Source organism: Thermoactinomyces mirandus (assembly GCF_013868055.1).
Lineage (GTDB): Bacteria > Bacillota > Bacilli > Thermoactinomycetales > Thermoactinomycetaceae > Thermoactinomyces > Thermoactinomyces mirandus.
In genome coordinates this window covers 24,501-46,793 of sequence record NZ_JACEOL010000027.1, presented here as the reverse complement: position 1 = coordinate 46,793, position 22,293 = coordinate 24,501, and the positions used below count along the sequence as shown (strand labels likewise).

The 22,293-nt window shown below is 46.8% G+C and carries 24 protein-coding genes, 1 pseudogene and 1 riboswitch; of the genes and pseudogenes, 20 read left to right on the top strand and 5 right to left on the bottom strand.

Annotated elements, in window-relative coordinates; genetic code table 11:
- Positions 1-146: 146 nt before the first annotated feature.
- Complete coding sequence (locus tag H2C83_RS08290) at positions 147-527, top strand: S1 RNA-binding domain-containing protein (RefSeq protein ID WP_181739646.1); 381 nt, start codon at positions 147-149, stop codon at positions 525-527.
- A 118-nt stretch (positions 528-645) separates the two neighbouring features.
- Here the strand turns inward: H2C83_RS08290 and mnmM are convergent, their stop codons facing one another.
- Together mnmM and mnmL are read right to left on the bottom strand one after the other, a co-directional pair.
- Positions 646-1,218, bottom strand: a complete 573-nt coding sequence (gene mnmM / locus H2C83_RS08285) for a tRNA 5-(aminomethyl)-2-thiouridylate-methyltransferase MnmM (protein ID WP_246333814.1) — start codon at positions 1,216-1,218, stop codon at positions 646-648.
- A gap of 130 nt (positions 1,219-1,348) precedes the next feature.
- Positions 1,349-2,317, bottom strand: coding sequence for a tRNA modification radical SAM protein MnmL/YtqA (mnmL, locus tag H2C83_RS08280; protein WP_181739654.1), 969 nt, complete (start codon positions 2,315-2,317; stop codon positions 1,349-1,351).
- A 222-nt stretch (positions 2,318-2,539) separates the two neighbouring features.
- On the opposite strand from mnmL, the gene H2C83_RS08275 reads away from it, so the two are divergent.
- From H2C83_RS08275 to H2C83_RS08220, 12 genes are all read left to right on the top strand, one after another.
- Complete coding sequence (locus H2C83_RS08275; protein ID WP_181739644.1) at positions 2,540-3,412, top strand: Cof-type HAD-IIB family hydrolase; 873 nt, start codon at positions 2,540-2,542, stop codon at positions 3,410-3,412.
- Positions 3,413-3,552: 140 nt separating this feature from the next.
- The gene (locus H2C83_RS08270) at positions 3,553-3,774 is read left to right on the top strand and encodes a hypothetical protein (protein ID WP_181739642.1); all 222 of its coding nucleotides are present in this window, start codon (positions 3,553-3,555) and stop codon (positions 3,772-3,774) included.
- Between the two features lie 24 nt (positions 3,775-3,798).
- Positions 3,799-4,152, top strand: a complete 354-nt coding sequence (locus H2C83_RS08265) for a hypothetical protein (RefSeq protein ID WP_181739640.1) — start codon at positions 3,799-3,801, stop codon at positions 4,150-4,152.
- A gap of 261 nt (positions 4,153-4,413) precedes the next feature.
- Complete coding sequence (locus tag H2C83_RS08260; protein WP_181739638.1) at positions 4,414-4,581, top strand: hypothetical protein; 168 nt, start codon at positions 4,414-4,416, stop codon at positions 4,579-4,581.
- Complete coding sequence (locus H2C83_RS08255; protein WP_181739636.1) at positions 4,578-4,715, top strand: hypothetical protein; 138 nt, start codon at positions 4,578-4,580, stop codon at positions 4,713-4,715. The genes H2C83_RS08260 and H2C83_RS08255 overlap by 4 nt, the downstream gene beginning before the upstream one ends.
- 757 nt (positions 4,716-5,472) lie before the next feature.
- Positions 5,473-6,534 (top strand): pyruvate dehydrogenase (acetyl-transferring) E1 component subunit alpha, encoded by a 1,062-nt coding sequence (gene pdhA, locus H2C83_RS08250; RefSeq protein ID WP_376766352.1) that lies wholly within the window; start codon positions 5,473-5,475, stop codon positions 6,532-6,534.
- A 3-nt stretch (positions 6,535-6,537) separates the two neighbouring features.
- A complete protein-coding gene (locus H2C83_RS08245; protein ID WP_181739632.1) occupies positions 6,538-7,518 on the top strand; it encodes an alpha-ketoacid dehydrogenase subunit beta in 981 nt (326 codons plus the stop codon).
- A 119-nt stretch (positions 7,519-7,637) separates the two neighbouring features.
- Positions 7,638-8,912 (top strand): dihydrolipoamide acetyltransferase family protein, encoded by a 1,275-nt coding sequence (locus tag H2C83_RS08240; RefSeq protein WP_181739629.1) that lies wholly within the window; start codon positions 7,638-7,640, stop codon positions 8,910-8,912.
- A gap of 1 nt (position 8,913) precedes the next feature.
- Positions 8,914-10,332: a dihydrolipoyl dehydrogenase gene (gene lpdA, locus H2C83_RS08235; protein WP_181739627.1), complete on the top strand. Its 1,419-nt coding sequence runs from the start codon at positions 8,914-8,916 to the stop codon at positions 10,330-10,332.
- Between the two features lie 175 nt (positions 10,333-10,507).
- A complete protein-coding gene (locus H2C83_RS08230) occupies positions 10,508-11,128 on the top strand; it encodes a hypothetical protein (protein WP_220184069.1) in 621 nt (206 codons plus the stop codon).
- Between the two features lie 26 nt (positions 11,129-11,154).
- The gene (locus H2C83_RS08225) at positions 11,155-11,547 is read left to right on the top strand and encodes an acyl-CoA thioesterase (protein WP_181739652.1); all 393 of its coding nucleotides are present in this window, start codon (positions 11,155-11,157) and stop codon (positions 11,545-11,547) included.
- A 132-nt stretch (positions 11,548-11,679) separates the two neighbouring features.
- Complete coding sequence (locus H2C83_RS08220) at positions 11,680-12,078, top strand: DUF309 domain-containing protein (protein ID WP_181739623.1); 399 nt, start codon at positions 11,680-11,682, stop codon at positions 12,076-12,078.
- 52 nt (positions 12,079-12,130) lie between these two features.
- On the opposite strand, the gene H2C83_RS08215 is transcribed toward H2C83_RS08220, so the two are convergent.
- A complete protein-coding gene (locus tag H2C83_RS08215) occupies positions 12,131-12,709 on the bottom strand; it encodes a YdcF family protein (protein ID WP_181739620.1) in 579 nt (192 codons plus the stop codon).
- A 393-nt stretch (positions 12,710-13,102) separates the two neighbouring features.
- Here H2C83_RS08215 and H2C83_RS18525 point away from each other — a divergent pair.
- The 4 genes and pseudogenes from H2C83_RS18525 to thpR form a co-directional block, all read left to right on the top strand.
- Positions 13,103-13,248, top strand: a pseudogene (locus H2C83_RS18525) (urocanase-related protein); the annotation flags it as partial.
- Between the two features lie 6 nt (positions 13,249-13,254).
- Entirely contained in the window at positions 13,255-13,506 is a 252-nt protein-coding gene (locus H2C83_RS08205; RefSeq protein WP_246333813.1) for an amidohydrolase family protein, read from the top strand.
- Complete coding sequence (locus tag H2C83_RS08200) at positions 13,496-14,488, top strand: agmatinase family protein (RefSeq protein WP_181739616.1); 993 nt, start codon at positions 13,496-13,498, stop codon at positions 14,486-14,488. The genes H2C83_RS08205 and H2C83_RS08200 overlap by 11 nt, the downstream gene beginning before the upstream one ends.
- A 145-nt stretch (positions 14,489-14,633) precedes the next feature.
- Positions 14,634-15,194: an RNA 2',3'-cyclic phosphodiesterase gene (gene thpR / locus H2C83_RS08195; RefSeq protein ID WP_181739614.1), complete on the top strand. Its 561-nt coding sequence runs from the start codon at positions 14,634-14,636 to the stop codon at positions 15,192-15,194.
- Positions 15,195-15,196: 2 nt separating this feature from the next.
- On the opposite strand, the gene thiC is transcribed toward thpR, so the two are convergent.
- Entirely contained in the window at positions 15,197-16,945 is a 1,749-nt protein-coding gene (thiC, locus tag H2C83_RS08190) for a phosphomethylpyrimidine synthase ThiC (protein WP_281364124.1), read from the bottom strand.
- Between the two features lie 123 nt (positions 16,946-17,068).
- Positions 17,069-17,183: riboswitch (TPP riboswitch) on the bottom strand.
- 292 nt (positions 17,184-17,475) lie between these two features.
- Between thiC and H2C83_RS08185 the strand changes: the two genes are divergently transcribed.
- From H2C83_RS08185 to H2C83_RS08175, 3 genes are all read left to right on the top strand, one after another.
- Positions 17,476-18,297: an ABC transporter ATP-binding protein gene (locus H2C83_RS08185; RefSeq protein ID WP_181739610.1), complete on the top strand. Its 822-nt coding sequence runs from the start codon at positions 17,476-17,478 to the stop codon at positions 18,295-18,297.
- Positions 18,298-18,519: 222 nt separating this feature from the next.
- Positions 18,520-19,065, top strand: coding sequence for a hypothetical protein (locus H2C83_RS08180; protein WP_181739608.1), 546 nt, complete (start codon positions 18,520-18,522; stop codon positions 19,063-19,065).
- 28 nt (positions 19,066-19,093) lie between these two features.
- Positions 19,094-19,309: a hypothetical protein gene (locus tag H2C83_RS08175; RefSeq protein WP_181739606.1), complete on the top strand. Its 216-nt coding sequence runs from the start codon at positions 19,094-19,096 to the stop codon at positions 19,307-19,309.
- 105 nt (positions 19,310-19,414) lie between these two features.
- Here H2C83_RS08175 and acnA read toward each other — a convergent pair whose 3' ends face one another.
- Positions 19,415-22,138, bottom strand: coding sequence for an aconitate hydratase AcnA (acnA, locus tag H2C83_RS08170; RefSeq protein WP_181739604.1), 2,724 nt, complete (start codon positions 22,136-22,138; stop codon positions 19,415-19,417).
- Positions 22,139-22,293: the final 155 nt, after the last annotated feature.

Below are 22,293 nucleotides of genomic sequence, written 5' to 3'. Positions count from 1 at the left end.
AATTACAACTGTAGTACTAATACGGGAATAAATGAAAAAATAAAAAGTTGGCATACAGCGTGGGTTACAGGCATAAATACCCATTGACTTTTACTAAAATAAATGGTACTTTTGTACAGAATTAATTACACTTCGGGAGTGTTATAATGAGCGAGTTAAAGGAAGGGGCCGTCGTACAGGGAGAAGTGATTACAACCAAGCCATTTGGCGCGTTCGTAAAATTGGAGACGGGCGAGACCGGATTAGTTCACATCTCTCAAATTTCGACAAAATTTGTGGAAAAAGTTGAAGATGAATTGCAAGTAGGTTCAACCATTAAAGCAAAAGTGCTTTCTATTGATTCTTCGGGAAAAATCTCCCTGTCAATAAAAGCGCTCCAAAATAATCGACCACGTGAAAGAAGAGGGGGCGACCGTCGCTCAGGCCGTAAAAATTCAGCTGACTTTGAAGACATGATGAAAAAATGGATGAAAAGCAGTGAAGAACGCTTGAGTGCCCTTGCAGCAAAGCAAAGAAAAAATCGATAATAAGTTGATTGCATAGACGGCAAAAAAAATGAAAAAAGAGCGTAACATCTTCCATCAATGAGGAAGATGTTTTTATTATGGAAAAAGAACAAAACTTCCTTTTTCAGGCATTTTCAGGTTATCGTTTCTCAATGATCAACAGGGAAGGAGCCTGATGCCGATTGACAAACTGCTGCCACATGACCTGGTAATGGCGGGACGGAAGGCTGGATGCCCATCGGATCACCTGGTCGGATTCTGTTTGCCCGCCGGGATGGCCGGTATATAAGGCAACGGTGCAAAGGCCGCCTGGCATCAGATAATAGATGGCCGCCTCCAGCGCTTTTAATGTGGTATCCGGTTTGGTAACCAGCTGGTGGTTTCCCCGGGGGAGATAGCCCAGATTAAACATGACGACATGGACGTTTCCCCCAAGTTGTTCCGGCAGCTTTTCCTGCATTTGATGATGGCTGCAATGAAAAAGTTTAACCTGGTGATGCTGGTTGTTATGTACCAGGCGTTTATACGTATTGTCGATTGCCTGTTTTTGAATATCAAATCCGAACACTTGCCCGTCAGGCCCTGTCTGTTGGGCCAAAAACAGGGTGTCATGGCCGTTTCCCACCGTTGCATCAATGGCAATCCCGCCAGGGACCAGGACCTTGGCCGCCCATTGGTGTGCACTTTGCAGAATGGAGGGCAGGATCATCATTTATTCCCCCTTGCTGTCAGACTGATTTGAAGCTGGATGATTTTGGGAACAGAAGTAATATGTCTTCACCGGGAAACGGAGATCCGCGCCCTGTCCGCTCCCCGGATGCCAGGGAGATTTCCGGAAAGCTTCAGGACGATTGCCGGCGTGGTCTTGCCTTTTTTCCCTGCCATGAATTGCGCTGCTTTAATTCGGCGTCGATCGCGTTTAAAACTTCCCATTTTTTTAAACTCCATTTGGGCTCGATCAATAGATCAGGCGGCCCGTCTCCTGTTACGCGGTGAATAATCACGTCAGGGGGAAAAAGTTCCAGTGAATCGGCAACCAGGCGTACATACCGGTCTTTTTTCATCGGCTTGAACAAACCGGCTTCGTACTGTTTCACCATCGGTGTCTTTTTCAAAAGATGCAACAAATGAATTTTGATTCCCTGAATGTCCATATGGGCACAGGCAGATACCGTTTTTAGCATCATTTCTTCTGTTTCGCCGGGCAGTCCGTGAATGATGTGGGCGCAAATGCGGATTCCGTGTCGTCGCAATTTGTCAACCGCTTCAAGAAAACAGGCTGTATCGTGCCCCCGATTGATTAAAGCGGAAGTTTTTTCGTGGATGGTTTGCAGTCCCAGTTCGATCCACAAGTAGGTTCGTTTATTAAGTTCTGCCAAATATTCAATCACATCTTCGGGCAGACAATCCGGTCTTGTTGCTATATTTAAACCGACAACGCCATCCTGCCTCAGGATGAGTTCATACATTTCTCTCAGCACTTCCACCGGGGCATAGGTGTTGGTAAAAGCCTGGAAATATCCAAGGTATTTTGCTTCCGGCCACTTGCTGTGCATGCGGTTCTTCACTTCGTGAAATTGCTTAAGCAGATCGTCACGCCGGTTTCCGGCAAAATCCCCGGAGCCCCGGGCACTGCAAAAAGTGCATCCGCCAATGGCTACCTTGCCGTCCCGGTTTGGACAGGTAAATCCGCCATCCAACGCCACTTTGAATATTTTTTGCCCGAACACCTGGCGCAGATGCCAGTTCCATGTATGGTAACGTTTGTCTCCCCAAAGGAGAGGAGATTCGCTTGTTTTAATGGATATCATGGAGATCATCCTTTATTTTCGGTGTGTCCTGATCCGTTGCTGGTTCCCGTCCTTATATTATACATGATTTTCATTATACATGAATTTCGATACCTGCATCCGCCAAATACTGATTATTCCACGCCCGATGGATCATATTAATAAAAACGAAAGCCCACCGGCCTCCGGCAGTCAGTTTTCGGTGTCTTAATTTCGGGTACAGGATTGGGAAGGAGTGTAGCCATGATACAATTAATTGCAACAGATATGGATGGGACATTGCTAGATCGCGAAGGGAAAATCAGTGAACAGAATCGGAAAGCATTGCGCCTGGTCCAGGAGAGAGGGATTCTGGTAGTGATTGCTACCGGGCGTTCTTACCATGGGGCAATGGATCTTCTTCGCGATTCGGGGCTTCATGTGCCGCTTATTTATTTGAACGGAGCATGTATCAGGTCTGAGAAGGATGAATTGATGAAGGGCATCACGTTGGAACCGGATGCGGTTCGCCGGATGCATGAAGCGTTTCAGGAAATAGAGATTTATCATGAATTGTATACAGGAGACGGAATTTATTGCAATCGTGACGGATACAATTACCTGAAAATTGAGATCGACCGCATAATAAGCACCAATCCCACCATCCAGCCGGAATTGGCCAGGCATGTGGCCAACAGGAAGTATCGCACATCCCGGATTACTGAAAAACATTATGAGGACATCGCGGAGGATCCGGGCGCTTCAGTCTATAAAGTGCTGGCTTTTTCAACCATTGATGAAAAGTTGAAGCAAGCCCGGCAGAAAGCGAAATCCTTCAGCGGAATTGTCGTTACCAGTTCAGCCAGACACAATATAGAATTAAACCATCCGGACGCACAAAAAGGATTGGCTTTGGAATATCTGGCACAAAAATATGGAATCAGCATGAAGCAGACCATGGTGATTGGTGACAATTTCAATGACTTGTCCATGATGAAAAAGGCCGGTTTGAGCATTGCGATGGGAAACGCGGAAGAATATGTGAAAAAGGCATGCCGATATGTAACGCGCAGCAATGATGAGCATGGTGTGGCCTATGCGATCTCCAGGTGGGCCGGAATCGGGGAATTGGTCTAAAAGCAGAATGGATACAAAACTCTTTGCGGGACGGATTCAATTTGCTGTTTTGGTCCCGCAAAGGGTTCCCGGGTCCGGATCATGATTTAATAGTGGAAAAAGGCATTTAGGGGGAAAGGAGCATTGGAAGACGGCGACAGTTGGTAGATCGTGCTCGGGTGGATCGTTTTACCGGTTTTTTTAAACAGTTTGCTTACCGCTTCGGAAATGGCTATCCGCCATTTGTGCCCAGGAAAACAGATGCGGGAATGCCGGAAAGTGCAAATGATCTTTTGACCGTTACACAATCAGGACGAACCTTGGTTTCGCTTGGACTTGGGTGGATTGGCGGCTTCATGATTGTTCAGGCCATGGAAGCATGACTCGGGCAACTCGGGCTGTTTGACATGGCGGCTCAATTGATTGCCTTTGTGATGGTGTTTGTGGTTTTTGCTTATTTACATGGGGTGTTCGAAGGAATTATTCCGAAGTTACTTGCTATTCTAAAAGTGAAAAATACAGTCCGGTACCTGCTTCCCTGGTTAACGCGGATTTTCCGCCTGTTCAGGCCTGTTGTTCAAATTCTGCAGCCCCCGCCCGGTTATGGCTGCAGAAACTGGATGTTGATCCATGCCGGCAAAATAATATCCCGTTTGGCGATGAGATGCACCAGTATCTTTTACGGTCGTGCCGGGACGGCACTGTGGATGGAATCGCTTACAATCTGTTGGATAATGTTGACCGTACAGCAAGAGAAGTGATGGTTCCCCATGTTGAAATGGTTTGCCTGTATGAGGGGCAGTCTTTTCGTGAGATATCGGATATCATCAACCAATCCGGGCATACGTGGTATCCCCTGTGTGGAAAGGATAAAGACGATATTCCGGGGATCATCCATATCAGGGACGTATTTGAAAAGATGCAGCAAGCCGGGGACCGGGATCTAAAAGACTTGATACGGTTGTGCCGGAAACGATGCGACGCAAAGAGATTCTTTGCTGTCTGCAAAGGAGAGGGCCGGTTTGGCCATTGTGATGGACAGGTTTGGCGGGACATCCGGTCTTGTGACGTTTGGAGATCTGATTGAGGAAATCTTGAAGGAAATTCCCAGCCCGGTATACGAAAGCAAACCAATGATTCAACTGTCTGAAAATGGAATGGAAATGGATTTAAGGTTATCCAATCGGTGATGACCAATATCCGCTGTCAAACCATGACGCGCATCATGATGCGGTTGGCAGCCGGATTTTTACAACCGGTTAAAGCCCTGAAGTTGAATACCTTGCTGGATGGATCAATTTTCAGTGAACCTGTTATACCATAACCAATCCATAAATATAAAATGCTTTGCCTTTTTGTCAAAACAATCGGAAAATAGGGAACAAACAATTTATTACAAGATCGAACGAATGATTCTGATTTATAAAACATCTCCAAAAAACTGTTTACTTTTTATGTACAGATGGCTGTAAAAAAGTAAAGGTTTATGGAGTTTGTTTTTTGATCAATAAAAATTTAGCTGATCGGCGGGTCAGCTCTGAAACAACGATCCATTGAAAGTCACCTCTTTATCCAAATCTAATAAATGGAATATTTATATAACGGTAACTTTGCATACTAATATAACACTTTTTAGTGATGTAATAAAGAATATTTATAACAAAATAATTAGAAAAATTTGTTTTCTAAATGTTCTGTTTTCCAGTTTTTGTTACAAGAAGTTGATTCGTAAGTATTCATGAATGACATAAGATTGTGTTTGGGAATGCTAAATATGTCATGGGATACTAATCCCATTATACATAATAGAAAGATAAAGAATTAAAGAAACGGTCAATCATGAATTATTGAATATTTATTGACAAACTTTTTTTTAGTTGTATTATTTAAGTAAGGTGTTATCATTCATACAGAAAAAAGCAATTAATAACCAGGTTTTCGGGGGTTTTTTATATTGTTATAGTACCAATTTATTCAGTCGTTGCTACAGTAAAAACGTTTTCGTGTTGAATATTACTCAAAGAGGTGAATGTAGCGTGGCAGATACCAGACAAGTTGCTGAAGGGTTTGGCAATTCAGAAATCCGGTTGGAACAGTTTAAGCCATTTACCATTCTTTCTCCGGAAGGGAAAGTGGTAAACGAAGAGCAAATGCCGGAATTAAGTGATGAACAATTGCGTGAATTGATGAAAAGGATGGTCTTTACCCGTGTCTGGGATCAGCGTGCGGTCGGTTTGGCCCGCCAGGGACGTCTCGGTTTCTATGCGCCGGTATCCGGGCAGGAAGCGACGATGATCGGAAGCGAATACGCCCTGAACAAAGATGATTTCATCTTGCCGGGTTATCGGGATATTCCGCAGCTTTATTGGCATGGTTATCCAATGTACCAGGCTTTTCTGTGGTCTCGCGGGCACCAGCATGGCGGAGAGATTCCGGAAGATGTGCATGTACTTATTCCCCAAATTATCATCGGGGCACAATATGTCCAGGCAGCAGGCGTTGCCATGGCATTCAAACGCCGCGGTGAAAAACGCGTGGCTATTACTTATACGGGTGACGGTGGAAGTTCCCAGGGAGATTTCTATGAAGCAATGAACTTTGCCGGCGCCTTTAATCTGCCTGCCGTTTTTGTAGTACAAAACAACGGTTATGCCATTTCCACACCGTTTGAAAAGCAGACAGCTGCCAAATCGGTTGCACAAAAGGGGATCGCAGCAGGTATTCGAAGCGTTCAGGTAGACGGAATGGACGTACTGGCTGTTTACCGGGTTGTGAAAGATGCAGTCGACCGCGCCCGCGACGGAAAAGGCCCGTCTCTGATCGAAGCCGTTAACTATCGGCTTGGACCCCACTCCATGTCCGGGGATGATCCGACCCGTTACCGTTCCAAAGAGGAACCGGATCAATATGAGCAGAGGGAGCCACTTGTCCGTTTTCGCAAATATCTGGAAGCAAAAGGTCTTTGGACGGAAGAGGATGAAAACCGGGTTATTGAGGAAGCAAAACAGACAGTTGCCGATGAAATTAAAAAAGCAAATAAATATGAGAAAATGACCATTCCGGGGTTGATCGATTCGATGTTTGATGTGACACCTCCGTATCTGGAAAAACAAAAAGCGGAATATATGAAGGAGGGGAATTAAACCATGGCGCAAATGACAATGGCCAAGGCGATCAATGATGCATTGCGCGTCGAATTGGAACGGGATCCGAAAGTGATGTTGTTTGGGGAAGATGTGGGGAAAAACGGCGGTGTTTTCCGCGTCAGTGACGGATTGCAAAAAATGTTCGGTGAAGACCGCGTATTTGATACTCCGCTTGCAGAGTCCGGAATCGGCGGGCTTGCTGTTGGATTGGCAAGTCAGGGTTTCCGTCCGGTAGCGGAAATTCAGTTTATCGGGTTTATTTTTGAAGCGATGGATTCAATATGTGTACAAGGTCCCCGCTTGCGTTACCGCTCAGGAGGACGTTACACAGCACCGATCGTGTTCAGATCTCCGTTTGGTGCAGGGGTGAAACCGCCTGAACTTCATGGGGACAGTCTGGAAGGATTGCTCGCGCAAACACCAGGGTTAAAAGTGGTAGTTCCTTCCAATCCCTATGATGCCAAAGGGTTGTTGATTTCAGCAATTCGCGATAACGACCCGGTTTTCTTTCTGGAACACTTGAAATTGTATTTTTCACAAAAGGCAGATGTGCCTGAAGGAGAATATACTGTCCCGCTTGGCAAAGCCAAGGTGGTTCGTGAAGGATCGGATGTAACAATTATTACTTATGGGGCAATGGTTCATACATCATTAAAAGCCGCCGAGCAGGCTGAAAAGGAACAGGGAGCCAAAGTGGAAGTGATTGACCTTCGTACAATCAGTCCGCTGGATACCGAAACAATTGTTCAATCGGTTGAAAAGACCGGTCGGGCAATCGTGGTACAGGAAGCGCAGAGAACAGCCGGAATTGCTGCAGAAGTAATTGCCCAAATTAATGAAAATGCGATCCTGAAACTGGAAGCTCCGGTGAAACGGGTAACGCCACCCGATACCATAATCGGTTTTCCATTGATTGAAGAAGAATGGATTCCGGATGCTTCCCGCATCGTGAAAGCTATTAACGAAGTTCTCGATTTTTAATGGTTATCAGACCTGCCATGGGTGTGAAAACTGTCTGTGCGGTGATGAACTGTCACGCGCCTTTCCTTGCATCATGATCAGTGAATAATCAGGTTGAATCAGATAAGGAGGCTATTCTTGTGGCAATATTTGAATTTAAATTGCCGGACGTGGGTGAAGGAATCCATGAAGGCGAAATTGTAAAGCTGCATGTCCAGGAAGGAGAACCCATCCAGGAATTTGATGTTTTTGCCGAAGTGCAAACGGATAAAGCGGTTGTGGAAGTATCGTCTCCGGTAACGGGTACGGTGAAGGAAATCAAAGTGAGTGAAGGGGATATAGCTCTCGTTCATTCAACGATTGCCTTGATCGATGTGGCAGGAGAATTGCCGGATGGTGAAGGACAGGCCAAAGAAAGCAAAGAAGAAGGTCCGGCACCAGAGGAAAGCAAGGAAAAGAAAAAGGAATCAGCTCCGGCCGCCCCGAAAAGAGAAAACGTGGCAGCAATGCCATCAGTGCGTAAATTGGCTCGTGAATTGGGTGTTGACATCACCCGGGTGGCTGGAAGCGGCAAGAACGGACGGATTTTGGCTGAGGATGTAAAACGTTTTGCTGAAGCCGGCCAACAAAGCGGACAACCTGAGGCGGAAGAAGTGAAAACGGCAGCGAAACCGGAAGTAAAGGCACAGGAAACCGCTGCTGAACCTGCCGGAGGAGAAGAACGCATCCCGCTTCGCGGCATTCGGCGTACCATTGCGAAACGGATGGTGGAAAGCAAACATATTGCTCCCCATGTAAACCTGATGGACGAAGTGGACGTTACAGAATTGATTGAACTCCGCAAATGGGGAAAACCGATTGCCCAGGAACGGGATATCAAGCTGACGTACCTGCCGTTTATCATCAAAGCGGTCATTTCCAGTTTACGTGAGTACCCGGAATTGAATGCATCGATCGATGACGAGAAAGAAGAAATTGTTCTTAAACATTATTACCATATCGGTCTTGCCGCTGCGACAGACAATGGCCTGATGGTTCCGGTCATCAGGGATGCCGATCGCAAATCCGTCTTTGAACTTGCCAAAGAAGTGACTGAAAAAGCAACCAAAGCGCGGGAAATGAAACTGGATGTCAGCGAGATGAAAGGCAGCACCTTTACGATTTCCAATCTGGGCGGATTCGGGGGACAATTCTTTACTCCGATTATTAACTATCCCGAAGTTGCCATCCTGGGTGTTGGAACAATCAAGGAGAAACCGGTTGTTCACGAAGGCGAAATCGTGATTCGCCCGCAGATGTATGTCACCTTGAGCTTTGACCATCGCCTGGTGGATGGGGATTTGGCGGCAAGGTTCATGAGACGTTTCAAACAGCTGATAGAAAATCCAAAACTTTTGATGATGGAGATGAGTTAACATGGTAGTGGGAGATCTGGCTCAAGAAGTAGATGTTCTGGTGATCGGTGCCGGCCCTGGCGGTTATGTGGCAGCAATTCGGGCCGCGCAACTGGGACGCAAGGTTACCATTGTAGAGAAAGATTCCCTGGGCGGCGTATGCCTGAATCGCGGTTGTATCCCGTCAAAAGCAATTATTTCGGCGGCTGAACGTTTTCGGGAAATCAGGGAAGCCGATGAAATGGGGATTGAAATTGCTGGAGACGTCAAGGTTAACATGCCTAACCTGATGAAATGGAAAAACAGTGTCGTAAAAAAACTGACTGGCGGAGTAAAATCCCTTTTAAAAGGGAACAAGGTGGAAATCATCAGCGGAGAAGCCTTTTTCAACGGACCCGATTCAGTGCGGGTCGTAAGTGACAACTCCAGCCAGACCTATAAATTCAATGATGTCATCATCGCTACCGGTTCCCGTCCGGTTGAACTGAAATCCCTGCCTTTTGACGGGAAACGGATTCTTTCCTCCACTGAAGCTTTGGCTCTGGAGGAAGCCCCGAATCGTCTGGTTATTGTCGGCGGTGGTTACATCGGGCTTGAATTGGGAACAGCTTATGCAAAACTGGGTGCCGATGTGACGATTCTGGAAGGAACGAAAACCCTTCTTCCCGGAACGGCCCCGGCTTTGACCAAAATGGTATCACGCAAGTTGAAGAAACTTGGTGTCAAAGTGGTAACCGAAGCAATGGTTCTAGGTGGAGAAAACAAAGGGAATGAAGTAGAAGTAAGGGCCGCCATCAATGGAGAGGAAAAAACATTTGCCGCTGATTACTGCCTGGTCGTAATCGGTCGCAAACCAAATACCGATGAACTGGGGCTGGAATATGCAGACATTGAGGTGGATGAACGCGGTTTTATCAAGATTGATGACAGGTGCCGTGCCAATGTTGAACATATTTACGCCATCGGGGATTGTGCCGGTGGAGCGTTGCTGGCGCATAAAGCCAGTTATGAAGCCAAGGTGGCCGCTGAAGCGATCGCAGGCCTGAGCAGTGTGATCGATTATCGGGCAATGCCTTTTGTCATTTTCAGTGATCCGGAAATTGCCTATACCGGCCTTTCTGAAGCGGAAGCAAAAGAACAGGGCTATACACCGGTTGTCAGCCGTTTTGCGTTCCAGGCCAATGGCCGTGCCTTGTCATTGAACCGAACCGATGGCTTTGTGCAAGTGGTGGCCGATTCGCAAACGAAGCAGGTATTGGGAATCCAGATTGTCGGACCTGAAGCGTCAACCTTGATCGGAGAAGCAGTATTGGCTGTGGAAATGGGTGCCAATGCCGAAGACATTGCCATGACGATTCATGCACATCCCGCTTTGCCGGAGACGATTATGGAAGCCGCAGAAGGTGTGTTGGGCCGTGCCATTCACATGGTAAACAGGTAAACCCTTGCAGGGCTCCATGTGCAAAAGTAGCGCATGGAGCCTCTGTTTGACGGAATTTGACGGAAATTTAAAAATAATTGTAACTCAATTCAGTTCAAGTATATTTCGTATTATAATGAGGGAGGAGTAATAACATATAGGTTTATTTTAAAGAGCAGAATGATAAGATTGTTACATGAAATGGATTGATTCTCTGATGGTTAATAAGTGGATGAATTGGTATCGCAGGTGGGTTTATGTCAATGTGGTCTATCTGGTTTCCTCTATCCGGCATCGTCTGAGAAAGACTTATGAGGTGAAAATGGGTGAACTTGTGGTCTTGCCGGAGCAAAACATATGCCTGAGGCATCATAACCCGGGAAATCTGTCACAAAGCCAGATCAGCACAGTCTTCAGCATCATGGATAAAATACTGGGAGATCGCAACAATCTGACACCGGAGGAGCATGAAGCTTTCAGAAAATATCAGGACAGCTTTGTAAACAAGCGCCTTTTGCAGCAATGGAAAAAAATCCGTTCCAGATTATATGTCAATGACGGGATGAGCCGGCTGGATGATCAGGTTGAGGCCGCTTTCAGGGAAATTAAGCCAATTCTGTACAAAAGTTTTTATGAAGCATATCCGAATCAGCCAATGGCCATGAATTTGTTCACATTGCGGGCATTTGTCTGGAAGCAGGAGTATATCACCCGCAAGTTTGGTTTGGAACAGGATCACCAATGCTGGCTGGAGATCTTAAATATGATTGATGATTTGAAAAAAAAAGTGTTCTCTGTTCAAAGTAATTATCCTTGATGATTGTTGAAAAAGGGGAAAAAGCAATGAAAACTTCCATCCAAATAGAAGTGCGTCCGACAGAGATTGATGTTATGGGCCATGTCAATAATGCCAAATATCTGGAGTACATGGAATGGAGCCGGGAAGACTGGTATAACCGCATGGAACTCCCGTTTGATGTATTTACGGACATGGGAGTTGGTACCGTTACCGTCAATATTAATATCAACTACCGAAAAGAAGCGCTGTTGGGGCAAAAGCTGACTGTTTCGACAGAACCGCTTTGCAAGGGAAGGACAAGTTATGTTTTGAAACATGAGATCTGTAATGAGGAAGGTGAATTGGTCGCTGACGCAGAAGTAACCAGTGTCACCATTGACCTGAAAAAGCGCAAATCGGTGGAGCTGCCGGAAAAGCTTGCCAAAGCCTTTACATAAGCGTTTTAGGTTTGCCGCTCAACGATGCAAATGGTTTACAGTCTTTTATACATGCCAAAAAGCAGGGGGAACCCCTCAGGGGATCCCCTGCTTTTTCTGGCTTGAATTGTTATTTACAGGGAGTGAATGCAGATGGAGCCCTATTCTCCTTTGTATGTTTCATTTTTTTATTTATTTAATGTAGAGCAGGATTATTACAAATGCCATGACGTTTTGGAAGAACTGTGGCTGGAAGAAGGAAGAGAAGCATATTATCAGGGATTGCTGCAGGTGGCGGTTGGCTTGTACCATTTGCAAAATGGTAACCGGAATGGAGCGGTAAAGCTGTTGACCAGTGCACTGGTCAAACTGGAACCTTATCCGGCAGATAAATGGATGGGACTGGACCTGGCCAGACTGAAGCAGGATGTACAGCAGTATTTGATCCGGTTAAAGCAGGAACCGGATCTGACTGAGTCTCTATCCCCGATTGTGATGAAACTGACCGATCCAAAGCTGCAAGCGAAAGTGGAAGAACTGGAAAATGGCTGAAAAAGGGAAGAAAAATAGTTGCCCTTATTTTTCTCTCCTTTCGGGCGGCGGTTTAGTTTCTGAACACTTTCTGCTTGATCAGTGCAAGGCATTCCCGCGTTTTGTGATAGGGAAGAAACAGCACTTTCGAGTGGACGGGCGATCCCGTTGCATAGATTCCTGCCTGCCTGGCATAGTCCAGGGCTCGTACCATATGATAATCATGTGTAATAATCGTGATATTCTTCCATTGATGCTTCTCAAGAATTTTTTTGGAATAGAGAAGGTTTTCCTTCGTGTTGGACGATTGGTCTTCCAGAATCAGGTGAGCAGGTGAAACGCCTCTTTCTACCAGATAATTTTTCATTCCCTCCGCTTCAGTGATTCCGTTATTTCCCAATCCTCCTGACAGAATCAGGTAATTCACTATATTTTCCCGGTACAATTTCAAGGCGAGATTTAACCGTTCCTTCAAGGCTGGACTTGGTTGCTGATTCCATAATGCGGCTCCCAGCACGATTCCGGCCTCCGAGTGTTCCCGGGGCGGATCGACGTGGTCATACCGGGATACCCATTGCCACAGATAAATGAAGACACCGCTTGAAAATATTGCAAATAGCCATCCAATCCAGATCCATTTGTTTGAAACCATGGCTTTCCTCTCCGTTAATTAAATAATCACTTTTTCTATGGATATTCATAAACAGAAAATATCAGACATGTGCAGGGAAATCCTTTCTGAAAAATCCGCCTCCAACCACCTTTTTATCTGCAATGTGAGTTGTTACGCAATGGCCGGCTGACAGAGCCGGATATTCCTCCAAACAGGTTCTTCATCAATATAACAAAAATTTAAAGAATGAAAAAGAAAATCGCTGTTTCGCCCGAATTTGGATGGGAGCCTGTTTTATTCACATGATCTGGAAAATATGAAATATAGATTTAGTAGATTGTTATTCCAGTTTATTCTGAAAGGAGCCATTCATGGTGAAAAAAGGCAGGAAAGGAATTCGTACACCCGAAGAGACCGGTTTGCATACGAAAGGATGGGTCCAGGGAGGCATCCCGGCGGTTGGAGCGGGTGTTGACCCCAGATCCGGGCACGGGAATCGTGCGCCATGTGGATGCCGGTTACGAACAGGCGTCGAAATAACGAAAAAGTATGGAATCAACAAATTGATGATGGAGTGAATGGAAATGGACAAATGGATCATTGAAAATGCGAGCCAGCTGCTGACTCTGGAAGGCGCAAGCAATTGGCCAGTGACGATCAATGCGGCACACGCGATTGCCCGGGCCCATGAAATCGGAAGTCTGGAAGCGGGAATACAGGCGGACCTGGTTGTCATGAATGCACCCAATGTCTCTTATCTGCAGTACCATTACAGGGTCAATCCGGTTGAACGGGTGATGAGAAAAGGAAACCGGGTAGATCGGGGTGAAAAATGACATGGGATTTCAGTATCTTGCTCCGCCTCCTTTTGTCCATCAGTCAGAAGCAGCCGATCCCAATGATGTAAAGGTAAGTGAGTGGATTCAACCCTGGGATGGGAAAGAACAGGCTGATGTCGGAGTAATCGGGATACCCCTGTCCCGCTCTTCCATCAGTGCGTCTGCTGCCAGCGAATCTCCCTGGGCCATTCGCCAGAGCTGGAGATATTTTTCTGCTTACGATGTGGATCATGATATCGACTTGACCAGGCTGAAAGTACGGGACTTAGGCGACATCCGGATGCATACGACCGATATTCCGCTGTGTCACCGGCACATTGAAAAAGGAATAGAGGAAGTATACCGGACGGCGGCAAAATGTACTTCGTTTTTGCCGGTCATGATCGGGGGAGACCATTCGATCACCTGCCCGTCAGTAAAAGCATTTGTCAAAGCACATCCTGGCAGGAAAGTGGGATTGTTTCAGTTTGATACCCACTTTGATGTGCGCAGCCTGAAGAGCGGTGGGCCGAGCAATGGCACACCGATCCGGGGATTGCTGGAGTCAGGGATGCTTAGGGGGCAATATATTGTCCAGGTGGGGATACACGGTTTTGCCAACTCAAAAATATACCGGGATTATGCGGATGAACAGGGAATCATTTTTTACACAATGCACCAGATTCGAAAACAGGGGTTTGCCCAAATATTCGATGAATCATTCGCCCGGTTGTCCCGCAAGGTGGACGTCATTTATGTGACTGTCGACCTCGATGTATTGGACTTGTCCTTTCTTCCCGGCTCTCCCGGATCTTCCCCCGGTGGCCTGTATTCGTGGGAACTGTTTGAAGCCTTGCATTTGCTTGGGCAGAAAGAACAGGTAAAAGCTTTCGATATGGTTTGCCTTGATCCCAGCCGGGATCTTGGCTCATTATCGGTCAGAACAGCAACTCATACCTTCCTGTCCTTTCTGTCAGGGGTATGCAGCCGGAAAAATTGAAAGGATTGAAACCGGTTTTTGCCCCCCAGATCTCCATCCGTGTTAAGATGGGGGATAAATGATCACCATAAGTGGAAGAAGGACAAAAAGGCCCAGCTGCAACTGCTGAGCCCTGAATTCAATGAACAGAGATCGGAGGATTCATATGGAAGAGACATCCCGCTTGTTTATCGCCCTGGTTCTTCCCGGTGAGGTAAAACGGCATCTCGCCAAGGGATGTTCCATGCTGAAGGAAAAATGGAAATTCTCGCGCTGGGTTCATCCCGACGATTACCATATTACCCTGTATTTTCTGGGTGATGTATCGGAAAAAAAGAAAGGACAGATTGTGGATACATTACATACATGTTCCGCCAAATCGGGCTCGTTTTCCTTGAATCTCGCCGGCCTTGGGACTTTTGGCCAAAAAAGGCAGCCCCGTGTCCTGTGGGCGGGTGTTTCCGGTGACCTGGCTTCTCTGCACACATTGCAAGGCCGGGTGACTGAAGCGGTCCGATCACTGGGGTTTCTTCCCGAAAAGCGTGCATATTGTCCACATATCACACTGGCCCGCAAATGCCAGTCCCGCGATTTTCTTTTGTCGCCGGAAGCAAACGACTTCTTTCGGGAGATCAGGTGGAAAGCGGATGAAATTGCGCTTTATGAAACGAAACCGGGACACCGGCCCATGTATGAAACGGTTCAAAAATTAAAAATTTCGCTTTGAGATTATCGATAGATGGAAGCGCCTTTTTCCTTGAATTCAGCTGCTTTCTCCCGCATTCCTTTTTGTGCGGCTTCGTCAAGGGAAAGCCCCTGTTTGTTTGCATATTCCCGAATGTCCTGAGTGATGCGCATACTGCAGAACTTGGGACCGCACATGGAGCAGAAATGGGCGGTCTTGGACGGTTCAGCCGGCAGGGTTTCATCATGAAACTCCTGGGCACGAACGGGATCAAGGGATAAATTGAACTGATCCTCCCACCGGAATTCAAAACGCGCTTTGGACAAGGCGTTATCCCTTTTTTGGGCGCCCGGGTGCCCTTTGGCCAGATCTGCCGCGTGGGCTGCAATCTTGTAGGTGATGACCCCTTCTTTTACGTCCTGTTTATTGGGCAGTCCCAAATGCTCTTTAGGCGTCACATAGCAAAGCATGGCTGTTCCGTACCAGCCGATTATGGCGGCACCGATGGCTGAGGTAATATGGTCGTAACCCGGGGCAATATCAGTGGTCAGCGGCCCCAGTGTGTAAAATGGAGCTTCCTGGCAAAGTCTCTGCTGGATGTCTACATTTTCCTTTATTTTGTGCATCGGAATATGCCCAGGGCCTTCAATCATCACCTGCACATCATATTCCCATGCGACTTTTGTCAATTCGGCCAATGTTTCCAATTCGGCAAATTGTGCTTCATCATTTGCGTCGGCAATTGAACCGGGCCGCAGGCCGTCGCCCAGCGAAACCGCAATATCGTAGGCTTGAAGAATTTCACAAATCTCGCGGAAGTGCGTGTACAAAAAGTTTTCTTCGTGATGTGCCAGACACCATGCTGCCATGATCGACCCGCCGCGGGAAACAATTCCGGTCGTCCGTTTGGCTGTAAGCGGAACATAGCGAAGCAGCACGCCTGCATGGATGGTAAAGTAATCCACCCCCTGTTCGGCTTGCTCAATCAGCGTGTCCCGGTAAACTTCCCATGTCAAATCCTCGGGTACTCCATTCACTTTCTCCAGTGCCTGGTAAATGGGAACCGTCCCCACCGGGACCGGAGAGTTTCGGATAATCCATTCACGTGTGTTGTGGATATTTTTTCCGGTGGACAAATCCATGATCGTATCGGCACCCCATAACGTTGCCCAGGTCATTTTCTCCACTTCCTCTTCAATCGATGAAGTGACGGATGAATTGCCGATATTGGCGTTGATCTTCACATGAAAATTTTTTCCGATAATCATCGGCTCTATTTCGGGGTGATTGATATTTGCCGGTATGATGGCATGTCCGCTGGCCACTTCACTTCTTACAAATTCGGGGTCCAGGTTTTCACGAATGGCCACAAACTCCATTTCGGGAGTGATCATTCCTTTTTTGGCATAATGCATCTGTGTTACCGACTTGCCTGGTTTCGCCCGCAGCGGACGCCTGTTTGGGCTTGGAAAAGCTTCAAACCGGGCCGCTTTTTCCGCTGAACGAAAGCCGTTGTCTATCGTCTGGACCGGGCGCCCTTCCGTTTCTTCCACATCAGCGCGCTCCAGAATCCAGGATTTGCGCAATTTCGGCAATCCCTGTTTCAGATCGATGGTTGCTTCAGGGTCGGTATAGGGTCCGCTGGTATCATAGATCAAGAACGGTTCATTCGGCGTTTCACCGCGCCAGTCGCGGGTGGCAGAAAGTGAAATCTGGCGCATCGGAACACGGAGATCCGGCCGGGACCCTTCTATATAGACTTTTTTGCTGTTGGGATAGAAATAACGTTCCATGCCTGTTACCCTCCTTTGGATTGCAACCATAGGCCAATTGACAGAGAGGGCGAACATATGGCATTAAAAAAACCATACACCTGATGCGTATGGCTTGAAAAAGCAATCGTAAGACGGGGGAACAGCAAATCCCCTTCATCTTCCCTACGCTGGCATTACCCAGATCAGGTTAACCGGTCGGCGGCAGAGTTCTCCGCCCTCTCAGCCTGGCTTTTTCCAAGCTCCCGTTTTGACCCTATATAGTTGCTTAATTTTAAGCTATCATAGATAATAAAACAGGTCAATGCAGGAAAAGAGAATCAAGAGGATTTCAACATGGCAACTGGGCATGTTTACCGGGGATTCAGAAAAACAGGCAAGTTGACATTTTATGATAGCGTCGTTAACACTGGACTTTTATTTGTTTGCTATACTAAAAAGCACATTGTGTTAAAATAAGTAAATATATTCTATCAATAACGAATTTTTTGCGTAGTCCTTGGACAGTTTTTTGTTTACCTGTGAAAAGTTGGAGAAAGGATGCATGAAAATTGAAGATAAACTGGCAACATGTACGGAAGATTTTTAAACAGGACGGGCATATGCCTGAAGCGCAATTTTTACATACCGGTTTTATGGGATTGTTGGATTTTTCGGCATCTGTCAGGGAAGGAATTACGGTTTTACTGGGGCCAAAAGGTTCGGGCAAAACGACATTGCTGAAATTGACAGCATTGCAATTGGTTCCCGACGACGGACGGGTTACTTTTTATATTAACGGAAAACAGCCCTGGGTCTGGTCAAGAAGAAATTTTGAAATGCCGGAAATTGCCGGGCTGCTTGACATGAAAAAATGCATCCATTTTACTCCGCAAATAAAACGGTTAAATCAAACTGCCACCGTGGAGTCTGCACTTTTAAAAAAAGCCCAATTCATGCGTGTGTCACATCCGAAGAAAAAAAGTGCTGAACTGATTGCCAGGTGGGGCCTGGCAGGTTATCGGAAATTACCGCTTAACCAGCTTTCGGGGGCAGTGTTGAAAAGATATCTGCTGGTCTATGGTCTGGTTGCGCCTGCTCCGGTTTGGCTGCTGGATGAACCGACCGATACACTGGATCCATGGGGGCGCCATTTATTGATACAGGAATTGAAGAAGCGATCCAGATCGAAGGGGCAAATCACCGTGATGGCTTTGGAAAAGGATCTGGATCTGGCTGAATATGGGAATGATTTGATCCTGTTGGAATCAGGGGCTTGCCGGCGGGCCGGAAATCGTAAAATTTTGACATCCAGCGTGCCGGAAGGAACTGTCCGTGCCTGGTACGAAGCGATGCAGGCTTTTTCCTATCTGAGAAAACAGCGTCAATCCTGAATTCGGCAATATGGTCGTGCGTAATTGACTTTCTGCCTGTGGGAGGAATATAGTGTAAAGATAAAGTCTGACCATTATTTTACACAACCCCCTGTCCAGGGGGAGGGGGAATGTAAAAGGAGAGGAACCTGCAATAAGACTGAAAAATGAAGAAAGACTATTGTACCATTCCGATTTTTTTCTTTATAATTGAAAGAAACTAACTGATTGGAGGAAAGAAATATGAGCATTGATGAACGGATCAATCAATTTTTGCACAGCGAAGAAAGAGCTCCGTTGCCATATCGTGCCGGTGATCGTGTTCCAATCAGAATTACCCGAATCATGGAATATGGGGCCTTTGTCGTGACAAGGGATCAGTATATGGCACCCGGATTGATTCATGTTTCCCAGATCCCCGACGGGGTTAACCTGGAAGTGAATCAGATGATTGATGCAGAAATAAGACAGATAAAAGATGATCATAAGGTGGAATTCAGTTTGATGTTTATGGAAAAAAAAGAATCCCCCTTTCAGTTGCTGGAGGGCATGAAAAAAGATTTGCCCAAAAAAGAAGTGCCGCAAGATGAAGTTGAACAAATTATACAAGATCTTTCCAGAGAATTCGGAATAGTATCGGAAGACTCAAAAAAGAAAATTGAGGAAATGGTAGAGAAGATGGGAGTTTACCGGTTTACCAAGGCAATGATGGAGACACTCCCTCACTTTCAAAGGGATCTGGTTTACCACTTCCTGGAGGAAATGAATCAAGAGAGGGAGTATCTTTAACCCGCGTTCTTTTCATTTTTCCTATCATTTGAGACAACGCCTCGAAGAACGGTTGAAAAGAAAAATATCCGGACATGAAATCGACCGTTTCATTCGGGAAAGTCAGGTTATTTTAGAAACGGAGCGTCATCTCTATTTATATCACCGCGGGCAGGATATCCGTTTTCCCTGCATCCGCGACGGGAAAGAGTGGATTATCAAGTCAGCCATTGTAAAGGGAATGTGGATGGAGGCTAAAAATTAAATGCGAGCGTCTCGTTTAACCTCAGCGGCTGCTGGGATTTTTTAATCAATTTCAAGGGAAACCCTCAGGCCCCCACCTGAGGGTTTCCTGTTTCTGCCGTTTTGCCTAGTTTTGCACGGTTTCCTTGTCGTTCAGGATTTGGCGCAATACAGTTTGCAAGATGCCGCCATTGCGATAGTATTCCACATCAACCACGCTGTCGAGACGGACGATGACTTCAAATTCAACTGTATTTCCGTCCGGTTTGACCGCGCGTACTGTCAGGGATTGACCAGGTTGAATGTTGTCATTCAAACCGGGAATGTCAAATGTTTCACTGCCATCGAGGTTAAGGCTTTTCCAGCTTTGCCCTTCACTGAATTGCAACGGCAGCACACCCATACCGACAAGGTTGCTGCGGTGAATCCGTTCGAAGCTTTCGGCGATGACGGCTTTCACTCCCAGCAGGTTGGTTCCTTTTGCCGCCCAGTCACGGGAACTGCCGGTACCATATTCTTTCCCGGCGATCACAATCAATGGAGTGTTTTCTTCTTTGTATTTCATGGCTGCATCATAGATGGAGATGACTTGGCCGCTCGGAATATGTCTGGTAACACCACCTTCGGAACCGGGAACGATCTGGTTGCGAATCCGGATGTTGGCAAAGGTACCGCGAGTCATTACCCGGTCGTTTCCGCGGCGGGAACCGTAAGAGTTGAAATCTTTCACGGCAACGCCATTTTCCTGCAGGTATTTTCCTGCCGGGCTGTCGGGAACAATGCTTCCGGCTGGTGAAATGTGATCCGTAGTGACAGAGTCATTTAACAGGGCAAGCACACGGGCACCTTTGATCGGAGCAATTTCTTCTGCGTTCACCGACATATCGACAAAGAAAGGAGGTTCCTGGATATATGTCGATTTTTCATCCCATTCGTAAAGAACTCCTTTTGGAGTAGGCAACTGATTCCAACGTTCATTGGCTTCAAACACTTTGCTGTATTGTTTGCGGAAGTGTTCTGCTTTGATTGTTTCGCTCATTACCTGGCTGATTTCCCGGGAACTTGGCCAAATATCTTTCAGATATACAGGCTGGTTATCGGTGCCGTATCCGATTGGTTCATTTTCAAAGTCAATATTGACCGTTCCGGCAAGGGCATATGCAACCACAAGCGGCGGTGAAGCAAGATAGTTCGCTTTTACGAGTGGATGAATCCGTCCTTCGAAATTACGGTTACCAGACAGTACAGAGCAAACGGTCAAATCATTTTCTTCAATGGCTTTGCTTACATCGCCCGACAAGGGCCCGCTGTTTCCGATACAGGTTGCGCATCCGTAACCGGCAACGTTAAAGCCAAGTCTGGCGAGAGGTTCAAGCAGGCCGGACTGTGTCAGGTATTCTGTGACGACTCTGGAACCGGGGGTCAAGCTGCTTTTGACATACGAAGGGACTTTCAGCCCTTTTTCTACCGCCTTTTTGGCGACAAGCCCGGCTCCCAGCATAACGGACGGGTTGGAAGTATTCGTACAGCTGGTAATGGCAGCAATGACCACAGAACCTTGTTTCAGTTCGTAACTTGTTCCGTCTTTGCGGGTTACTTGCACCGATTTGCTGATTTCCTGGTCGGTCAGGCCAAACCCGCGTTCGTCAATCGGTTTGCGCAAGGTTTCATTCCATGTATGTTTCATTTTATTGAGTTCAATCCGGTCTTGCGGACGTTTTGGTCCGGACAAGCTGGGAACAACAGTGCCGAGATCCAGTTCGATGGTATCGCTGAAGACGGGGTCCGGCGTATCATCTGTGCGGAACAGGCCTTGTGCCTGATAGTATTCCCGGATCAATTCAATCAGGCTTTCGTCACGTCCCGTTGTTCTGAGGTAATTCAGGGATTCTTCGTCAACCGGGAAGAATCCGACCGTAGCTCCGTATTCAGGAGCCATATTGGCAACTGTTGCACGGTCTGCCAGGTTGAGGTTGGACAGTCCGGGTCCGTAGAATTCAACAAATTTGCCAACCACGCCTTTTTTGCGCAGCATTTCCGTTACGGTCAGTGCCAGGTCGGTTGCGGTGGCGCCTTCCGCCAGTTTACCGGTCAATTTGAAACCGACCACTTCAGGAGTAATAAAATATAAAGGCTGGCCAAGCATACATGCTTCTGCCTCAATTCCGCCAACTCCCCAGCCAACAACACCAAGACCATTGATCATCGTGGTATGGGAATCGGTTCCGACGAGGGAATCAGGGAATACAACGGTTTCGCCATTTTCTTCACGGGTTTGTGCCACACGCGCCAGGTATTCCAGATTTACCTGGTGAACAATACCTGTTGCCGGCGGAACGGCCCGGAAATTGTCCAGTGATTCGGAAGCCCAGCGCAACAGGCGGTAACGCTCCTCATTCCGCTTAAATTCCAAATCCATATTGTACTGGAGGGCATCATCCGTACCAGCCCGATCCACCATAACAGAGTGGTCAATCACCAGATCAACCGGAATGTGCGGATTAATCCGTTCCGGATTGCCGCCAACCCTGTCCATTGCAGAGCGAAGGGCTGCCAGGTCAACCACTGCCGGAACTCCTGTAAAGTCTTGCAGGACAATTCGGGCCGGTTTAAAAGCGATTTCCTTATCAGAACGGTTTTTTGTCCATGTAGCCAACTGTTCGATATGTTCCCGGGTTACGGATTTTCCGTCATACTGGCGGATTGCTGCTTCCAGCAAGACCTTGATGGAAAACGGCAGCCGGGAAATCTCGCCTACCCCCTGTTCCTCCAGACTGTTCAGACGGTAATATACATATTCTTTGCCGCCGATTTTCAGACTGGAGCGTACATTGTACAAATCTTTGGCCATCAGGGATACCTCCTTTGGTCATACAGAAAAGTTCCATTTCAATCATTTTTTTGACTAACCTTCATATTTGATCTGGAATCGCAATTTGGAAAAAATAAAGTGCCTGTAAGTCTCACTGTTTGTTTCATTAGACGAAACCTGGTTTCTAAATTCGC